The 1,437-nt window shown below is 44.5% G+C and carries 4 protein-coding genes; all 4 read left to right on the top strand.

Annotated features, from left to right (window positions below):
- Positions 1–419 (top strand): MbeB family mobilization protein (locus tag R7F07_RS24810; RefSeq protein WP_318110612.1); only part of this gene is annotated, 419 nt, incomplete at its 5' end.
- The gene (locus R7F07_RS24805) at positions 420–653 is read left to right on the top strand and encodes an MbeD/MobD family mobilization/exclusion protein (protein WP_169567099.1); all 234 of its coding nucleotides are present in this window, start codon (positions 420–422) and stop codon (positions 651–653) included. It begins immediately after the preceding gene.
- A 61-nt stretch (positions 654–714) separates the two neighbouring features.
- Positions 715–1,107, top strand: a complete 393-nt coding sequence (locus R7F07_RS24800) for a type II toxin-antitoxin system RelE/ParE family toxin (protein WP_224723981.1) — start codon at positions 715–717, stop codon at positions 1,105–1,107.
- Positions 1,097–1,384: a NadS family protein gene (gene nadS / locus R7F07_RS24795; protein ID WP_029946694.1), complete on the top strand. Its 288-nt coding sequence runs from the start codon at positions 1,097–1,099 to the stop codon at positions 1,382–1,384. Before R7F07_RS24800 ends, nadS begins: the two co-directional genes overlap by 11 nt.
- Positions 1,385–1,437: the final 53 nt, after the last annotated feature.

Raw genomic sequence — 1,437 nt, 5'->3', positions numbered from 1 at the left:
AGCAAGCCAACGCTATCGAGCAAACGCTAAAGAAAGACTTCGAGAGGCACGAACAACGTATTCAAGATGCGTTGAAATCAAGCGAGCAGAAAATCATAAACGACATCCAAGAGCAGCAATCACGTTTGAATCTCTTGGTGATGAAAACATGGATTTGGTTGCCAGTGACCCTGTTATTTTTGGTGATCGTCAGTTACGGGATCGCTTGGTATCAAGGGCAGACGATATTAGACAATCAGAAAAAGATAGCCCGCCAAAAAGCGATCCTAGAGCAGTTCCAGAACAAGACTTGGGGGCTTTCTCTGTACGAGAGCCAGAAAGGGGAACGTTTTATTGTGATACCAGAGGGTTACTCGATTCTGGAGGGGTGGACAATGAACGATGGCAAGAACGAGCTGATCAAGTTGGAGAGGAAATAAATGACCGAGCTAGAGAAACAACTTTTGCACGCCTTCGAGGTTTTAGAGAGGCAGCACAAGGAGCAGCACAGCGAGTTCGTGAAGCTCTACAAGGATTTAGAGAAAAGATTCGAGCAGAGCAGCGAGGAGAACCAACGCTTACAGAGCAGTGTGAGCAGCTTGACCATGCAAGTAAACAACTTGACGCAGCAGCTCCAGTCGTTGGAAAAGCAATACAGCAAGAGCAGTCGTTAGCACGACAAAATCGCAGAGGTCGAGGTTTCGGATTTAATCGTTAATACATTTGAAAATACGCTTGCCAGGAGTACAATGTACTCCTATTCTTTTGGGAGAGGATCGGGTTATTAGCTACGCATTAGAGTTTATTGAAACGCCATTGTTTGAATCTCAGCGAAAAGAGATGCTCACGGATGAAGAGTTTCGAGCGTTGCAGTCAGACATCATCAAAAACCCAGAAATGGGATCGTTGATTGTCGGAACGGGAGGGCTAAGAAAAGTTCGCCTTGCTGGAGAATCGACAGGTAAGAGTGGTGGTTATCGAACGATTTACTTACTGATCCAACCTGATGTTGTCTATTTGGTGTTGCTGTACAAGAAAGGGAGAAAGGACTCTTTAACTCAGAAAGAGAAGAATCTCCTTAAAGAAGTGTCGAGGTCGATTAAGAGAGAGTATGACAATGAGCAATAGTATTTTTGATGAACTTTATACATCGATGAAGCAAGCCGAAGCGATTGCAAAAGGAGAGCAGACTCCTGCGAATGTCACTCGTTATGAGATTGCCGATGTTAAAGCGATCCGAGCACAACTGGATGTCAGCCAAAAAGAGTTGGCACAAGCGATGGATGTGAGTATTGATACCGTGAAAAGTTGGGAGCAAGGACGGAGAAATCCGACAGGTTTAGCAAGCAAAGTCCTAACTCTACTCTCTAAAGAGCCAGAGCTTTATGCGAAGTTTTCAGTTTAAAGATTAAGAGGTGTCTATGAGTGCAGCTGTTACTTTTGAGCAATTCTGTCAGC

The organism is Vibrio sp. YT-16, from assembly GCF_033337405.1.
Classification (GTDB): domain Bacteria; phylum Pseudomonadota; class Gammaproteobacteria; order Enterobacterales; family Vibrionaceae; genus Vibrio; species Vibrio alginolyticus.
This window is presented reverse-complemented; position numbering and strand designations above follow the sequence as displayed.

Bases quoted from the DNA above. Each gene is read 5' to 3' on its own strand.
- R7F07_RS24805 (WP_169567099.1), top strand. From the start codon at position 420: ATGACCGAGCTAGAGAAACAACTTTTGCACGCCTTCGAGGTTTTAGAG.
- nadS (WP_029946694.1), top strand. From the start codon at position 1,097: ATGAGCAATAGTATTTTTGATGAACTTTATACATCGATGAAGCAAGCC.